Origin of the sequence: Alysiella filiformis (genome assembly GCF_014054525.1) — a bacterium.
Taxonomy (GTDB): Bacteria; Pseudomonadota; Gammaproteobacteria; order Burkholderiales; family Neisseriaceae; genus Simonsiella; species Simonsiella filiformis.
Window position 1 is genome coordinate 1,457,445 of the sequence record NZ_CP059564.1, and the last position, 17,132, is coordinate 1,474,576.

Genomic DNA, 17,132 nt, shown 5'->3' on the forward strand with positions numbered 1-17,132 from the left:
TGTCTGAAAGGCAGTGAAACAGAAAGCACACGATGAAAGAATTTGGTAAAGTGGCTGTTTTGATGGGCGGTTTTTCGTCCGAGCGTGAAGTATCGCTCAACAGTGGCGCAGCAATTTTGGCTGCCTTAAAAAGCAAAGGCGTGGACGCACACGCATTTGACCCCAAAGAAACCGATTTGTCTGAATTGAAAACACAAGGTTTTCAGGCAGCCTTCAACACCTTGCACGGCAGTTATGGTGAAGACGGTACAGTACAAGGCGCATTGGAAGCCTTGGGCGTGCGCTACACAGGTTGTGGCGTGTTGGCGTCGGCTTTGGGCATGGACAAATACCGCAGCAAATTGTTGTGGCAGGCTTTGGGTTTGCCCATTCCACCTTTTGCCGTTTTGCGCGATGACAGCGATTTTGCCAAAGTGGAACAAGAATTGGGCTTGCCCCTGTTCATCAAACCCGCCGCCGAAGGCAGCAGCGTGGGTGTACACAAAATCAAACAAGCAGGCGAATTGCAACAAAAATACCGCGAACTTCGCGCCCAAAATTTACACGGCGAAATTTTGGCAGAACAATTCATGTCGGGCGGCGAATACACTTGTGGCGTGATTAACCGTCAGGCTTTGCCCAGCATACGCATCATTCCCGCCAATGAATTTTACGATTATGAAGCCAAATACCAACGCGATGACACCGTTTACATGTGCCCATCTGATTTGAACGATGAAGATGAAAAATTGATGCGCAACTTGGCTTTGCAAGCCTTTGCCGCTATTGGTGGTGGCAATAATTGCGGTCGTGTGGATTTTTTAAAAGACGCAGATGGCAAATTGTACATTTTGGAAAGCAACACATTACCTGGTATGACCGACCACAGCCTCATTCCCAAAGCCGCCAAACAGGCAGGCATTGAATTTGCTGATTTATGTATCCAAATTTTGAAAATTGCTTATGAAGTACAATGAAAATGCCGTGAGCGGTGCTTTAACCAAATTTTTGTATGGTGTGATTGGTTTGTTTTTGCTGGGCGCGGCGATTCGTTGGGTGTCATACAGCGATTATTTTCAAATTGCCACGGTGGACATTGTTGCGCCACAATCACATCAAACTTTACAATATGTGGACAAACAAAAATTGTTTAATCGTTTGAAACCACATTTAAGTGGCAGCTTTTTTTATGTGGATTTGGACGAGGCACAACGCCTTGCCAGTCAAAGTGAATGGGTTGATGATGTGGTGGTGGAACGCATTTTCCCCAATGCCATTCGCATTACGGTAAAAGAACATGAACCTGTTGCCAAATGGGTACAAGAAGGTCATGTAGCAGGTTTGGTTGATGGCGAAGGCAAAGTTTTTCAGGCAGCCTACAACAAACCTTTGCCCTTATTTGACGGCGATTTAACCGTGTTGGCACAAATGGTCAGCCAATACAAAATATTCAGTTCAGAATTGCAGCCTTTGCGTTTGGGCATTCTCCGTTTACAATATACCCCGCGCTCATCGTGGTCAATGATGTTGAACAATGGCATTGAGTTGCGTTTGGGCAAAGGCGATGTGAACACCCGATTGAGTCGTTTTGCCAATGCTTGGCAGCATTCATTGCACGAGCAAGCCTTGTTATTGGATTATGTGGATATGCGTTATGGCGATGGTTTTGCCACGCGCAATCGCAGCAAAGCAGCCGCCAATTCGGAAGAAGCTGCTAAAATGGCGTTAGAGGAAACCAACCTTGAACCCAATTCAAATCATTAAATTTTCAATTGAGACAGTGAAATGGAAAACAAACAATACATCAGTGCATTGGATATTGGCACATCAAAAGTGATTGCCTTAATTGGCGAACTGATTGACGATGAAATTCACATTGTCGGCATTGGTCAAGCGCAATCGCGTGGTTTGAAGGCAGGCATGGTAACAAATATTGATGCCACCGCCCAAGCCATCAAACATGCCATGTCGGAAGCTGAACACATGGCAGATTGCAAAATCACCAATCTGACCACAGGTATTGCGGGCAACCATATTCGCAGCCTGAATTCACAAGGTGTGGTCAAAATCAAAGATGGCGAAGTAACCCAAGCCGACATTGACCGCGCCAAAGAAACCGCCAAAGCGGTCAATATTCCACCCGACCACCAAGTGTTGCATACCGTGGTGCAAGAATACATCATTGACAATCAACCAGGGGTGCGCGAACCCATTGGCATGAGTGGTGTGCGTTTGGATACGCGCGTACACATCATCACAGGTGCCGTTACCGCCATGCAAAACATTCAAAAATGCGTGCAACGTTGCGGTTTGGTGGTGGACGACATCATGTTGCAACCTTTGGCAAGTGCGTCAGCCGTTTTGACCGAAGATGAAAAAGAATTGGGCGTGTGTGTGGTGGACATTGGCGGTGGCACAACCGACATTGCCGTTTACACCAATGGTGCGATTCGCCATACTGCCGTGATTCCCGTGGCGGGTGATTTGATTACACGCGATTTGGCACACGCTTTGCGTACGCCTTCCAGCTCTGCCGAATACATCAAAGTGAATTATGGTGTGGCGTTGGCAAACATTGAAGGCTTGGACGACATGGTGGAAGTGCCGAGTGTGGGCGACCGCCGTTCGCGTCAAATTTCACGCCGTGTGTTGGCAAGTGTGATTCAACCGCGTGTAGAAGAAATTTTGGAATTGACCTTGAACGAATTGCGCCGTTCGGGTTTCCCAGAAGAAGTTTTGACTTCGGGTATTGTTTTAACAGGTGGCGCATCGCTGTTGCGCGGCATTGTGGAGTTGGCAGAAGATGTGTTTGACCTGCCTGTACGCATTGGTGTTCCCCCAGAAATGGCGGGTTTGTCTGAACGTGTGCGCAATCCACGTTATTCAACCGTGATTGGTTTGTTGCAGGCAGCCAAAGAGCGCAATCCTCGCGGACAAAGTGCAGGTGTGCCCAATCGCCGCCAGCCCAAGCCGCAGCCTGTCATTGAAGAACCCGAATACGAAAACAATCGTTATGACCAGCACGATGAACCCAAAGAAAGTTTGTTTGTTCGCATAAAAGATTGGATTAACAAAACATTGTGATGGCAACAAACAAAAAATGAAAAGTGCGTGGTTTGGCTTGTTTTTCCATTTTCAGGCAGCCTGAAAGTCTAAATATCCATTTCAAACGGATTGCCAAACCACATCAAAAAACGTAAAACAAGGATTCGCCCCAAATAGGCTGTGTTTCAGAAGTCTTTTGCCAAGCCGACTAGACTTCTTTATAATGCGGGGTTATTTTGCTATTGATTTGAACATGCCCCGCCAAAGGGTATGATGGAGTATGTATAAAATGGAAAAACCGATTTATAACTTTGTTGAAGTACCCACAGGTCCAGCAGTTATTAAAGTTATCGGTGTCGGTGGCGGTGGTTGCAATGCAATTAACAATATGATTGAAAACCCGATTCAGGGTGTAGAATACATCAGTGCCAACACAGATGCCCAGTCTTTAATGGACAACATCGCCCCCAATAAAATTCAGTTGGGTGCCAGTTTAACGCGCGGTTTGGGTGCAGGCGCCAATCCCGAAGTGGGTCGCGCCGCCGCCATGGAAGACCGAGAATCCATTGTCAAAGCCATTAGCGGTGCAGACATGCTGTTCATTACCACAGGTATGGGCGGTGGTACAGGCACAGGTGCAGCGCCCGTAATTGCCGAAATTGCCAAAGAATTGGGTATTTTGACCGTGGCGGTGGTAACACGTCCATTCAAACACGAAGGCAAACGCTCCATCGTGGCACAACAAGGCATTGAAATGCTGAAAAATCATGTGGATTCGCTGATTGTTGTGCCAAACGACAAACTTTTGGCTGCTTTGGGCAAAGGCACGACCGTACGCGAAGCATTCCGAGCAGCAAACAATGTGTTGCGTAATGGTGTAGCAGGCATTTCCGAAATTGTTACCAGCCCTGGTTTCATCAATTTGGACTTTGCCGATGTGAAAAACATGATGAGCATTGTTGGCATGGCGATGATGGGCATTGGCGAATCCAAAGGTTCTGACCGTGCGCGTATTGCCATTGAACAAGCCATTTCAAGCCCATTGTTGGACGATGTGAGTTTGAGCGGTGCGAAAGGCGTATTGGTAAACATCACAACAGCACCAGATTGCCTGATTTTAGATGAATATCAAGAAATTATGTCTGTGGTGGGCGAATACGCATCGCCTGATGCAGAGTTAAAATTCGGTACAGCAGAAGACGTGAATATGCCCGAAGATGCGATTCGCGTTACCATTATTGCCACAGGTTTGCGTGAAAATCCTGAACATCACGATATGCTGAATCGACACAACAACAGTTTGCGTGGCAGCCATCAGTTGGATATGGGTTTACCACGCAGCAGTAGCAGCAATCGCCCCACTTCGGTTAATGTGAGTCTTGATTTGGATTTGCCCAGCACAAAAGACATGGGAACGGTAATCCGTTCAGGGCGCAATACACGCAGCATGAATTTGGTTGCGGCAGACTTTTCCAGTCAATCTGTTTTAGATGACTATGAGATTCCAGCCATGTTGCGCCGTCAGAATAACAACAATAACAATAATTGATTTATTGGGTATAAGTATAATTTAATATGAACTTTTCGTTTTAATATTGTCACTGTGTTGATTTTAATAATCCCCAGTCATTGAATAATGGACTGGGGATTATTTATATGGATAATTGGTATTTAGAGAGTATTTGAAATAAAATGGGTAATGGTTTAAACACACGAGTACTTGTGGGTACCCGAAAAAAGCCAAAACAAGGGGTCAAAAAATAACTTACGTTTAAACACACGGGTACCCGAGCCAGCTTGCACAAAATAATCTTGCACTTCCGCTTGTTTAAACACATGGGTACCCGAGCGGTAAAGAGCAGGCAGAAAACCGCGCTTTGCTTGTTTAAACACACGGGTACCCGATTAACTATAGCCAATTAAAAACAAAATCACTACAAATATCGGTCAAATAAAATTTCAATATCAGAAATCATGTATTTGCGCCGCGTATTTTTGGCATAAGCCCAGTATTGTTCAATAGGATTCAAATCAGGACTGTATGCAGGTCAATACAGCAGCTTATGCCCACTTTGTGCCACCAATTGACGAATCTCTTCACCGACATGAAAGCGAGCATTATCCATAATCAACACACTCTTTTTATTCAATTTTGGTATTAAATCTTCTTTTAGCCATTGAATAAAAACCGCACGATTAATCGTATGATGAAACAAAGCAACTGTAAACAAACGCCCATTTAACAATGCACCTATTGCATTGGTTTGTTTACGTATTTGCCAATCGTAAGTCGCATAACAACGCCGCCCAATCAGAGAATAGCCTTTTGGACGATGAACGGTTTGTGTGCAAAACCACTTTCATCAATATAAACCATTTGATAGCCCATTTTTTTGTAAAAACGCAATTTTAAATGGTACTGATTTCGCTGCTCTGGTTCTTGTTTTGGGTGTTGGCTCGTCTTTTTTTAACTGAAATTTTGAGCTGTTTGAGTGCGTAACAAATTGCACTTGCGGTAACACCCAAACGCTTGGCACGTTCGTATTGGAAGGCATCAGGGTAGTTTTCAACATCTTTTAATAATGCTTCATGATTAACTTTTAATGGTTTGAATTGACGTTTTTTTCTTTCAATCCCATTTCGTTTCCATTGGTTAATGGTATGTGTACTGATGCCATAAAATGCGGAGGCTTGACGTATCGTCATACCGCTTGCAACGCTTTTTAGGATTTGTTTACGTAAGTCTTGGGAGTAAGCCATGATAAATTTAATATTGTAGTGATTTTAATTTTGGTTAGCTATAATTCATCTTTAAAAAAATCTTGAAACTGTTTAAACACACGGGTACCCGTGGGTACCCGATGGCAAAGGGTTTGTACAATCCGTATAAGAGTACAGTTTAAACACACGGGTACCCGTGGGTACCCGAGAAGACCCTGAGCAAATCTCAGGTGCAGGTGTTGTTTAAACACACGGGTACCCGACAAACAAGATGCCAAACTCATCGCTGATTATTGCGAAGTTTAAACACACGGGTACCCGTGGGTACCCGAAAATCCAGTTTTGAGTGTGTGATGTCTGCCATTGTTGTTTAAACACACGGGTACCCGTGGGTACCCGAATAGGTTGGAGTGGGTATTGTTTTGATAGTAAGAGTTTAAACACACGGGTACCCGTGGGTACCCGAGTAAAACCATAATGGCGCAATTCGGATAACTTTTGTTTAAACACACGGGTACCCGACATTTTGTTCACTTAAATATGTAATTCTTAAAATAGTTTAAACACACGGGTACCCGTGGGTACCCGATTTGTCATAATCAATTTGACAGCTCTCAATAAACTGTTTAAACACACGGGTACCCGTGGGTACCCGAGCACTATCAACATCAACGATGGATAACATTAATGTGTTTAAACACACGGGTACCCGTGGGTACCCGAACTTGGTAGCCCATTTTTTGCCTTTCGGTTTAACGTTTAAACACACGGGTACCCGTGGGTACCCGACCTGTGCTGCTGTTAAACCTTCCCCATACAAGTGTTTAAACACACGGGTACCCGTGGGTACCCGATTGGTTTATCGTGGCAAATTGCCCTTGCAAATTGTTTAAACACACGGGTACCCGTGGGTACCCGAGAAAGACGCTTTTGCCAAAGTGCATAAAATTGATGTTTAAACACACGGGTACCCGTGGGTACCCGACTTCAATCTAAATATCGTTTAAAACACGGTCTCTTGTTTAAACACACGGGTACCCGTGGGTACCCGACAAAATAGGCTTGAATGGGTGTGTATTCGCCATTGTTTAAACACACGGGTACCCGTGGGTACCCGATGTCGTCAAACTGCTTTTGTAGCTCATTGCGTATGTTTAAACACACGGGTACCCGTGGGTACCCGAACTGGGCGATAAAACAAGCGATTGGGTGCGCTTTGTTTAAACACACGGGTACCCGTGGGTACCCGATTTTCACAAAAAACACAATCACCGCTAAAATCAAAGTTTAAACACACGGGTACCCGTGGGTACCCGAAACAGCACAAACACAAACGGTTGTATCAGCAAGTGTTTAAACACACGGGTACCCGTGGGTACCCGATTGGTTTATATTCAGATACACCAGTAAAAATATTAGTTTAAACACACGGGTACCCGTGGGTACCCGAAGCCCCTTTGGGAAGCCTTGCTGCATCTGGCTTTGAGAACCTGTTTTCGCTAGCCACCCTAAAAGGCGAAACCAAAGTATAGCATAAATGCACCTATATGCTGTGTGCTAAATTGTGATTTCTTGATTTTTAAGGAACTTTTTTGATTCGCTAAACCCTTGGGTTTTGGCTGTGTACTGCACGTTAGCGATTTATAAAATGAGGGTATCTTGGTAAATGTCTATGGCTTTTTTGGCACCGTGATGTTCTACTTTGCCGCGCCATTTGCTGCCTAAATGGTAAAAACGCAAACTGTCGGTATGGGGATTGTAGGTATTTAACAGTTTGTTTTTTAATACAACCCATTGGTCGGGGACTATATCGCATTCAAACACGGAATATTGTACGCGAACGCCATAGTCTAAACAATGTTCGGCTATATGACGCAGTCGTGTGGCTCCGCCTTCGTCTGCTAGGGATATGTCGTAGGTGATGAGCATGAGCATTTTGTTTCCTTTTGGGCTGCCTGTAAATGTGGGGGCTGCTGGGGCGTGGGTGTGGCGGCGCAACGCCACGTCTGCTTTTTTACTCTGGCTTGGGTGGGTTTAACGCACCAAAAATGGGGGATATTCGGCTAAATCGCCGCGTAAATGGCGCGACAGCAACATGGCTTGTATGTGGGGCAGTAAGCCGATGGCAACTTCTTCGTTGATGAAGGGGTGGGTGATTTTTTCTTGTTTTTTGCTTTGGAGGGTTTGGAAGATGAGTTTGCGTGTTTCGGGCTTGATATGGACGGCACCACTGATTTCTTTGACAAAATCGTTGGGTTTGATTTGCCCGCGATTGATGAGCGATAACACCATGCGGTCGATGAGCCATGCGTGAAATTCTTCTAATAGGTCTTGGGCTAGGCTGTCGCGACCTGAACGGTCGGCGTGCAAAAAGCCAACTTGTGGGTCTAGCCCTACGCCTTGTAGTGCGCCTGATATGTCTTTGCCGACTATGCTGTATAAAAATGAGAGTAGGGCATTGACTTCGTCTCGTGGTGGGCGGCGGTTTCTGCCTTGAAAGGTGAAACCGCTTTTTCAGACAGCATTTGTCCAAATACGCCAAAATAACGGGCGGCGGCATCGCCTTCTATGCCGCGTATGGTGTCTGTGTTTTGGGCGTGTTTGAGTTGTTGTAGGCTGGAATTGAGTGCGGCTATGGCTGCCTGAATGTCTGGGTTTTCGCCGTGGTTGCGGATTTGGCGTTGTAGTAGCCGTTTGCTGGCTTGAATTTTGGCGGCAATGATGTTGCGGGCGATGGGAATGGGGTTTTGTTCGGATTGGCGATATTGGGCGCGTCTTAATAGGACGTTGCCGCTTTGTCGCCCCACAAATCGCCCTAAAAAACGTCCGTTTTCGGTAAAAAATGCCAAATTAACCCCATATTCGCCACAAAATTCCAATAAAAAGGGGGAAACCAGTACATTGCCAAAACAGAAAATGTGTCCGATGGAATGTATGGGCAATTGGGCGACTTTTTTGCGTTCTTGTTCAACGACTAGGGTTTCGCGTTCTTTGTGCAGATAGCTGCCTTGGGTGGTGATGTAGAGTGTGTTTTGGAGTTTGCGCATCAGTCTTCGCCAAATAGTTGTGCGGTGTAGTGTGGGGAACGGTCTTGGTTAAACAGCTTGGGCTGACAAATTTCAACCAGCGAGCAGGCTTTGCAATGTTTGCCGTATTGGGGTGGTGGGGTGTGTTGGCTGTTGAGCAATTGTTGGACTTGGGTGATGATTTCGGTGGTTTGGGCTTTCAGGCTGTCTGAAAACGCCACACACACGCGATGACGGGTTTGTCCATACCACAATGCGCCTTCGGTGATGGTTTTGCCTGTCATTTCTTCTAGGCAAAGGGCTTGGGCGCACAGTTGAATTTCATCTATGGGTGTGGGTTTGGGCTTGCCGCGTTTGTATTCTACGGGTTTGAGGCTGCCTGAATGCAAATCGTGTTCCACCATATCCAAAATGCCTGTTAAACCCCACTTTTCTGCACAAACATGCACATTGCGTTCAAAGCGAATGCCTTTGCGGATTTCGGGTTCGCCATTGTCCACCCGTTCGTGTAGGGCATTGCCTTGTGCGGTTAGGAAGTTGTCAGCCCACGCTTGTTCGTTGTGAATCAAAGCGCATTGGCGTGGGCAAAACGCATGGTGTTGTAAGGCAGAAAGTGGGATAGGGCGCATGGTTAGAATCCGTTGATTTCTTCTGGCGTAAAGTCTGGTGCCAATTGTGCCAACTCATAGCTGCCATCGGCATGGACTTTCAGGCTGGCATGCACTTGTGCAGAAGAATATTGTCCTGATTTGCAATTGTGTTCCCACCAAATCAATTTCAGCACACGCATACTGCCTTCGGGGCGTGCAGATGAAGCATCGCCTTCAAACAATTTGGTCAATACCGTTTTGATTTTTTGTGCATCATCATCAGAAAAGCCAGTGCGTTCAGCCAGTTGTGGCGACATGGCACCATAGGCAACATAAATACCATTATCCACACGGTGTTTCATGCCCATGGTGTCAGATGATTTTTTGTTGCCATCGCCTTCGCCGCTTACACTTTTGGTGATTTGGGTGCTGGTAATATTGACAGGCTCAACGCTGAATGCCGAATGCAAAGTAACAGGACCGCGAACAGCAATGGATACGCCCGCACCTTCTTCGCTTTTACCAAAGGCGAAAACTTGCCCAAAACTGCGTACATCAAGCCATTTTGCACAGGCTTTTTTGGCGGTGTCGTCTTTATTGGCTTTTTTGGCATTGAACGCATCTTTGCCCAAGCCGACATTGTCATCTTTGGCGCGATTGGCAAGGCTGGTCATGCCATCGGTTTTCTTTTCATCGGATTGGACGAAAATGCACTCGCCATCATCTTGCAAGCGGTCGCGGATTTTGCGTTTTAAGCACACATCGGTGATTTCGCCAAAGCCTTGAAAGTCGGTGCGTGGGCGATTGCCGTTGAGTGGGTCGCCATTGGGATTGGCATGTTTGACGCTGATGATTAAGGCAAAATCAATTTTTTTGGTTAAGCTCATGAATATGCTCCTCAATTAAGCTTGTTGGATTGGGTTGTCTGGTGTGTTGGATTCAGGCTGCTTGGATTGGCGATTTGCCATTCTTTGGCTGTGATAGCCCAGCAAAAATTCGGGTTCTAATGGCTGATTCAAATCGCAACCTGATTGATGTAATTCATCTAATATGGCGAGTAATTGGCTTATTTCATTGTTTTTATTGTTTAAAAATGCCAAAGGGTTCTGTAAAGTGAACTTTTCAGAAATGCGTACAGGATAATCTTTACGCAATCGTTCTTTGTAAGGTTTAAGATTGATTTCCAATTGCTGCCATGTTTTAAAGGGGCTATTCACAAAACGTTGCATGTAGCGTTCGGCATTGGTGGCACGCATTTCATTTGTCATGTTTAATGCCATGCGCTCGATGTGTTCGGCAATTGCCAATAATCTGCCAAACACATAATCGCGTGAGCGGTTTTCTGTATCTAAACTCATGGTGTAGGTTCTCCGTTGTAATAAGTCATGATGACGGGCGCGCCAGCCTTTGTATAAAGCGCAGGCAACCCCAATATTGCGTTGCCATTCCCAAATTGAATCGTGGCTACTGGGATTGCAGGCAGCCTGAAAACTGTTTTTTACCCAATCGTAGGGAATGGGTACACTTCGCCCACCCGCAATCACAGGCAACAGGCGCGCATACAATTGTTTTTTCAACGTGTCGCTCAATGATTTGCCATAAACAGCCTGTGCAATGGCAAAAGGCGATGGTGCGGTTTTTGCCCAAATTTTTTGTTTTTTATCCGATTTTTTGGCATCGGGCTTTTCTGTGCTGTAACGCTGATACCATGTTAAATCATCAATCCAAGCGTCCAAATTGGCAAAATACGTTTGGGGTAAAAATTCTTGATAGTAAGTTAAAGCAATGCGACCTGTGGTGGCAGAATCAAGCATCAATAAAGAAATTTGTTCGTGTTTGTCCAATTTGGCTTGATAGCCATGCAGTTTTTTCTTAATCAATACGGCGGCTTGTTCGCCCATGTCGGCAGACCAATCTTTGAGGTTTTCAGACTGGGGTGTTTCATTGGGTGTGTCTTCATGGGTATCGGCATGCACATCAAAAAACATGTCCGCCAATGGCGATGGGACTTTTTGCCCACCTATTGCCCAAGCAACCGTAACTTGCTCGCCATTTTTGATGCCTTGGCGACCAATCAACCAACGCAAGGCACCGTGTGCTTTGGCAGAAACTTCTGCCGATACACTGGCGGCTTCTTCTGCGGTGTCAAAACGCCCACGGTAGGTATAGCCTTCTTTGTCATTGGAGGAAATCAGTTTGGCTTTGTCGCCTGTATGACGCAATTTGGCTGGGTGCATGGTAGAAATGGTGGTTTCTTCGCCTTTTACAAAGCAGAATCCTTGTTCGCCATCGGTTTGTGCCAAATAATTTGTCCATGCTTGTTGAATGCTGCTGTCTGTCCAAGTGTTGCTGTTTGGGTCGCCAGCCATCTCTACCGACCAGCATACCAATGCAGAACCAAATTCAATTTCCCCCTTGGTTTTGGGTAGGACTGAAAAAATTTCAGGGGCTTCTCCTTCTTGTTCCCATTGGCTTAATACCTGATTGTGTTCATTGACTGGCAACACGCCCACTTTAATCAAATCTTGAATTACTGTACCTTTTTGTACATAGTTTAATATGGCTTTGACTTTTGGGTGTGCCGATGATGATTCACACCAAGCGGTTAATTGTTTCAGGTAGCCATCAAAATAAGCCTTTTTGCCACCGCCATAATTCAAATAATCTTTTGCCACATATTGCAATTTGTCTGCCAATGGGTGTGGGGCTTCGCCACTGGTGCGATTTTCTGACGATTCGGTTGCGGGCAGCATGATGGTTGTTTTGGGTGGCATAACACGGGCGGTGATGAACGTTCCTTGCCCATCAATCACAATGACAATGTGGGCTGTTTGTATGGTATGCCCAATGGGTGTAAGCGGTGTTGTGCTGTCTAAATTTTGACAAGATACGGCTTCGTAAGTGTGATAAAGTTTTTGTATCCAAGTCATAATCCCAGCTCCTTCGCTTCATTTTCCACCGATTTGACATTTTTTTCACGTTGAAATGGTTTTTCGGGTTTCATTTCACGGATAAAACGGGTTTTCAGGCTGCCTGAATCGTGTACGCTGGGAAATTCAACGATGCCATGTGCCATATTCGCCGCCCAAAAGCGGCTAATCAATTCATTTTTGCCCGTTTCTTCGGGGTAGCCAAAGCTGTGAAACATCAGTCCAAAATCCAAATTGTCAATGTCATCATAAAAACCTTGCCCATCACCAAATGTGCAAGGCGCAACATAGCCTTGACAATCTCGTGCGCCCAAAAAAACATCTTGTCGTCCACCGCGTTCTAACATTCTTTGGGCGATTGCCATGTGTTTGCCAGCAATGCGGTCTTCTTTGAGTTCGTCCCAATTTTCATTCCAAGTAAAATAGGCTTCTACTTGATATTCCACATCTTGCAAAAAGGTGTAAATTGCCAAAGTGTTGCCACCGTTCCATTCTTTGGGTTTGGTGGATTTGCTTTGGGTGCGAATGGGTTTCATCACACGAATGCGCTTGATGTGCCAAATCAAAGTCGGTTTCCAGTAAATGCTTTTTAAAATGCCTTTTATGGCTTCATAGGTGGGAATGTGATAAGTGAATTTTTCACCACCAATATTGGTAATCGGGTCGGTAAACCGTGCTTGTCTGCCCCATACCCGAAAAGTAATGGTGTTGTTCATGATTGCTCCTTATAAATCGTAAAAAGGCATTTTTCCTGTTTCATCAACGGTGAGACCGTATTCGGAATGATAATGGCTGTCGGTTACATAATAAATGTTTGAGCCTGCCTGAACTTCTTGTATTGCCCCCTGTTGCATCAATGCTTGCCAAACATTGGGAAACACATTCACACTAAACTGTTGTGCTTTTGCCAATTCATCGCGCATGGTTTGGGGTTGCCACGCACCACACAATGTCGCAATTAAGGTTTTGCCTTCGCCAAAAGGCACAATCACGGCACGAGTGGGCGCGTCAATGACCTTAAATTCTTGTCCTGCACTTTTGAATGATTGTCGTAAAAGTTCTCGGCGACAGGTGTTTCGGGGATTGTCCGACAGCCAATCCAATAAATTGCCCGAGTGATTGTGTTTTAAGCGATAAACCATTTCATCTTTTCGCTGATAGAAATAGTATTGAAAATAAAGATTGATGGTTTCAGGCTGCAAAATGGCGGTTGATGATGGGCATTCGCGTAATGTTCTTGCACCACATTGTTTGCCTTGGTCTATATCGGGCAATACGGTGGCAAAGTTGGGTTCTTTCAAATTTAAAACAAATACTTGACCTTTGCCTTCTTTTTTGCCGTGGCGATTGCAACGACCTGCTGCTTGGGCAATGCTGTCCAATCCTGCCAATGCGCGAATCACACACGCAAAGGAAATATCAACGCCCGCTTCAATCAACTGCGTGCTGATACAAATAACGGGTAAATGGTTCTTTAAGCGCAATTTGATTTGGTCAAAAATGGCGCGGCGATGGGCTGCACACTGGTTGGTGCTTAAATGGAAAAGTGCATCTTGGGCAACATGGTGTTTTTGGCAGTATTCATACAAATCTTTCGCCCATTTTTTGGTATTGACGATGAACAAGCAACTTTGGCTTGCCTGAAATTGGGTCAATAAAAATTCGCCTGCGCTGGCAACATCATAATCGCCTGTTTGCTGGCAATGGTGTACTTCAACCCGTGATAAATCGTCAAATAAGGCATTGAGGTTTTCGCTGCCCATCAATTCGTGGTTGTTTGCCAACTGGATTGTGCCAAGTTCATCGTCGATTTTGTGCAGTAAAGGTTGGGTGGCGGTGCATAAAATGGCACTGCTTTTGCCAAATTGTTGTAGCCAATTTAAAACATTGCAAAATAAATGCACACATTTAATGGGCAGGGTTTGAATTTCATCAAAAATCAATATGCTTTTGGTCATGGCATGAACATGGCGTACGCCGCGTGTGCCGCCACCAAACCATGCGTCCAAAAATTGCACCATGGTGGTAAAAACAATGGGCTTATCCCAATTTTCAGACAGCAATTTGTCCTGCCAATTTTGTTGTTCGGGTTCGAGATTGGTGTGGTGTTCCAGCACCCAATCTTCGCCCAAAATATCGCGGACGGTTTTGGCGTTTTGGTCAATGATGGAAGTGTAGGGAATGATGTAAATAATGCGGTCAAGATGGTGTTTTTGGGCGTGATGGAGCGCGTAGCGCAGACTGGCTAATGTTTTGCCACCGCCTGTGGGTACGGTTAAAGTGTAAATGCCTTGTTCATCGTGGGCGCGTTGGCGGCATTGGTCGGAAATTTGGCGGCGGATTGTGTCAATGGGGTATTTGACTTCAAAATTTGCCAAATGTTGTTCCAGTTTGTTTATGGCAGGTTGCCAATCGGTTTTTTGGTTGAAACGGCGCAGTGATTTTTGGTGTTGATATTCAAAATCGGCACTGTTGATGCGGTCGGCATCAATCAAGCAGCCAAACAAAAAGCGGGTCAGGCACCCCAAATAAAACGCTTGAATTTTGGGGTTGCTGCGGATTTCAGGCTGCCTGAAAAGCAACTGAACGTTTTTCTTAAATTGTTGAACCAAAGATTCATTTGCCAAATTGTTTGCTTGAAGCAGAATTTCAGGGTCGGCTTGTTGCAGGCATTCTTGTAAGTGGGTTAAATCATCGCTTTTTTTGAAACGTTCGTCCCACACGGCTCTGCCATCGGGACTCAAACAATCAATCAAGCCTGCCCCATGATGAGAGGCAATGCACAAACCCAACATTTGCCCCAATAATTCGCCAATGCCATTTTGTCCGCCAAATGTGCGTAATTTTTGGTACACCCATTGCGCTCCTGCGGTGGAATGGTCAATTTTTTTGCCATTGGGCAGTTCATAATCGTTGTCAATATCGGCATCAATGCCCGTCATGGCACGAATGTATGCCTGAAAATCATGTGAATATTTGCCAAAATCGTGCATTAAACCCAATAATTCGCCAAATGGTGCCAAATCCAGCTTGCTTGCCAAAATTTTGGCAATGGCAGCCGTTTCGGTTAAGTGTGTGGCAAGGGTTTGTTGTGTACCATCAGATTGTTTAACATGAGCAATAAAGGTTTGGGGCATGGGTTGGACCATCATCAGTAAAATGGGTTTCAGACAGCCTTGCGCATTGAGACTCAATGGGGAATTTTAACATAATTTAAAGAATATTTAACAAAATTTTCAATATTGAAAAATATGCCATAAAGAGCCACTTGCATAGGGCAAGGCTGCCTGAAACCCCAAAACTTACGCCGCCAAAAACAAACGGTATGCCGCGTTGTCCGTTTGCTCTTCGTAGGCATAGCCCAAATTGTCTAAAAATGCGTCAAATGCCGCGCTGTCTGATTCGGGCACATCAATGCCCACCAGCACGCGACCATAATCCGCACCATGATTGCGATAGTGAAACAGCGTGATGTTCCAATCGCCTTGCATTTGGTTCAAAAATTGGGCAAGTGCTTGTGGACGCTCGGGAAATTCAAAACTCATCAAACGTTCATTTTGCACTTTGGGGTTGCGACCGCCCACCATATAACGCAAATGCACTTTTGCCATTTCATCGTTGCTCAAATCAATGTAGGGAATTTGGGCTGCCTGAAAATCGCTGGCGATGTTGTTGCTGTCGTGGCTGCCTGATGTTTGAATCCCCACAAAAATGTGTGCCACATCATCATCGCCATAACGATAATTGAACTCCGTGATGTTGCGCGATGCCAACACATTGATAAAATGACGGAAACTGCCAGCACGTTCAGGAATGGATACCGCAAAAATCGCTTCATTGCCCTCGCCCAATTCGCTGCGTTCCGAAACGTGGCGCAAGCGGTGGAAATTCATGTTTGCGCCCGATGTGATTGCCATTAAAGTTTCATCGCGCACACCATTACGCGCCACATAAGCCTTTAAGCCAGCCAAAGCCAACGCGCCCGAAGGCTCACAAATACTGCGCGTATCATCAAACACATCTTTGAGCGCACCACACACCGCGTCCGTATCCACCGTGATGATGTCGTCCAACAAATCGCGGCACAAACGGAAGGTTTCTTCGCCCACCAATTTCACTGCTGTGCCATCGGTAAACAAGCCCACATCTTTCAAAGCCACACGTTCGCCTGCGGCGATGGACACTTTCATCGCGCAACTGTCGTTGGTTTGCACGCCAATCACTTTTATTTCGGGGCGAACTTGTTTGATGAATGCCGCCACGCCCGCCGCCAAGCCGCCACCGCCAATCGGCACAAACACCGCATGAATCGGTTTGGCGTGTTGGCGCACAATTTCCATGCCCACCGTGCCTTGACCTGCAATCACATCGGGGTCGTCAAAGGGAGCAATGTAGGTTAAACCGCTTTGGGCTGCGAGTTTCATCGCGTGGTCGTAAGCGTCATTGTAGGAAACGCCTGCCAAAACCACCTTGCCGCCACGCGCTTTAACCGCGTCCACCTTGATTTGTGGGGTGGTTTCGGGCATGACAATGGTGGCGGTGCAACCCAATTTTTGTGCCGACAATGCCACACCTTGCGCGTGATTGCCTGCGCTGGCGGTAATCACGCCTTTTTGTAAGGCGTTTTCAGGCAGCTTGCTCATTTTGTTGTAGGCACCGCGAATTTTGAATGAAAACACGGGTTGCAAATCTTCGCGTTTCAAATAAACGGTGTTGTTTAAGCGGCGCGACAAGTTGGCGGCAAAATCCAAAGGCGTTTCCACCGCGACATCGTAAACCGATGATGTGAGAATGCGCGTTAAATAATCGTGGTATTCGGGGTAGAAATTGCGTGTCATAAT

The 17,132-nt window shown here is 45.8% G+C and carries 12 protein-coding genes, 2 pseudogenes and 1 CRISPR repeat array; of the genes and pseudogenes, 4 read left to right on the forward strand and 10 right to left on the reverse strand.

What is annotated here, in order from left to right; translation table 11 throughout:
* Nucleotides 1-32 precede the first annotated feature (32 nt).
* The 4 genes from H3L97_RS07215 (at nt 33) to ftsZ (ending at nt 4,573) form a co-directional block, all read left to right on the forward strand.
* Nucleotides 33-956, forward strand: coding sequence for a D-alanine--D-alanine ligase (locus H3L97_RS07215; protein WP_097114889.1), 924 nt, complete (start codon nt 33-35; stop codon nt 954-956).
* On the forward strand, nt 943-1,743 hold the full coding sequence (locus tag H3L97_RS07220; protein ID WP_097114890.1) for a cell division protein FtsQ/DivIB: 801 nt from the start codon (nt 943-945) through the stop codon (nt 1,741-1,743). Before H3L97_RS07215 ends, H3L97_RS07220 begins: the two co-directional genes overlap by 14 nt.
* A gap of 21 nt (nt 1,744-1,764) precedes the next feature.
* A complete protein-coding gene (gene ftsA, locus H3L97_RS07225) occupies nt 1,765-3,063 on the forward strand; it encodes a cell division protein FtsA (protein ID WP_097114891.1) in 1,299 nt (432 codons plus the stop codon).
* 250 nt (nt 3,064-3,313) lie between these two features.
* The gene (gene ftsZ, locus H3L97_RS07230; protein ID WP_097114897.1) at nt 3,314-4,573 is read left to right on the forward strand and encodes a cell division protein FtsZ; all 1,260 of its coding nucleotides are present in this window, start codon (nt 3,314-3,316) and stop codon (nt 4,571-4,573) included.
* Between the two features lie 499 nt (nt 4,574-5,072).
* Here ftsZ and H3L97_RS07235 read toward each other — a convergent pair.
* From H3L97_RS07235 to ilvA, 10 genes and pseudogenes are all read right to left on the reverse strand, one after another.
* Nucleotides 5,073-5,363, reverse strand: a pseudogene (locus H3L97_RS07235) (transposase); the annotation flags it as partial.
* A 70-nt stretch (nt 5,364-5,433) separates the two neighbouring features.
* The gene (locus H3L97_RS07240; RefSeq protein WP_182073064.1) at nt 5,434-5,784 is read right to left on the reverse strand and encodes an IS630 transposase-related protein; all 351 of its coding nucleotides are present in this window, start codon (nt 5,782-5,784) and stop codon (nt 5,434-5,436) included.
* 518 nt (nt 5,785-6,302) lie between these two features.
* Nucleotides 6,303-7,195: a CRISPR direct-repeat array (repeat unit 32 nt; unit sequence GTTTAAACACACGGGTACCCGTGGGTACCCGA).
* 191 nt (nt 7,196-7,386) lie between these two features.
* Entirely contained in the window at nt 7,387-7,680 is a 294-nt protein-coding gene (gene cas2, locus H3L97_RS07245; RefSeq protein ID WP_097114376.1) for a CRISPR-associated endonuclease Cas2, read from the reverse strand.
* A gap of 99 nt (nt 7,681-7,779) precedes the next feature.
* A pseudogene (cas1c, locus tag H3L97_RS07250) lies at nt 7,780-8,792 on the reverse strand (type I-C CRISPR-associated endonuclease Cas1c).
* A complete protein-coding gene (gene cas4, locus H3L97_RS07255) occupies nt 8,792-9,400 on the reverse strand; it encodes a CRISPR-associated protein Cas4 (protein WP_097114375.1) in 609 nt (202 codons plus the stop codon). The pseudogene cas1c and the gene cas4 overlap by 1 nt, the downstream one beginning before the upstream one ends.
* 2 nt (nt 9,401-9,402) lie before the next feature.
* Complete coding sequence (gene cas7c / locus H3L97_RS07260) at nt 9,403-10,248, reverse strand: type I-C CRISPR-associated protein Cas7/Csd2 (RefSeq protein ID WP_097114374.1); 846 nt, start codon at nt 10,246-10,248, stop codon at nt 9,403-9,405.
* Nucleotides 10,249-10,263: 15 nt separating this feature from the next.
* Nucleotides 10,264-12,291 (reverse strand): type I-C CRISPR-associated protein Cas8c/Csd1, encoded by a 2,028-nt coding sequence (gene cas8c, locus H3L97_RS07265; protein WP_097114373.1) that lies wholly within the window; start codon nt 12,289-12,291, stop codon nt 10,264-10,266.
* Nucleotides 12,288-13,007 carry a type I-C CRISPR-associated protein Cas5c gene (cas5c, locus tag H3L97_RS07270; RefSeq protein ID WP_097114372.1) on the reverse strand — a complete coding sequence of 240 codons (720 nt, stop codon included), beginning with the start codon at nt 13,005-13,007 and terminating at the stop codon, nt 12,288-12,290. The genes cas8c and cas5c overlap by 4 nt, the downstream gene beginning before the upstream one ends.
* A gap of 9 nt (nt 13,008-13,016) precedes the next feature.
* The gene (locus tag H3L97_RS07275) at nt 13,017-15,428 is read right to left on the reverse strand and encodes a CRISPR-associated helicase/endonuclease Cas3 (protein ID WP_097114389.1); all 2,412 of its coding nucleotides are present in this window, start codon (nt 15,426-15,428) and stop codon (nt 13,017-13,019) included.
* Between the two features lie 165 nt (nt 15,429-15,593).
* Nucleotides 15,594-17,129, reverse strand: coding sequence for a threonine ammonia-lyase, biosynthetic (gene ilvA, locus H3L97_RS07280; RefSeq protein WP_097114388.1), 1,536 nt, complete (start codon nt 17,127-17,129; stop codon nt 15,594-15,596).
* Nucleotides 17,130-17,132 lie beyond the last annotated feature (3 nt).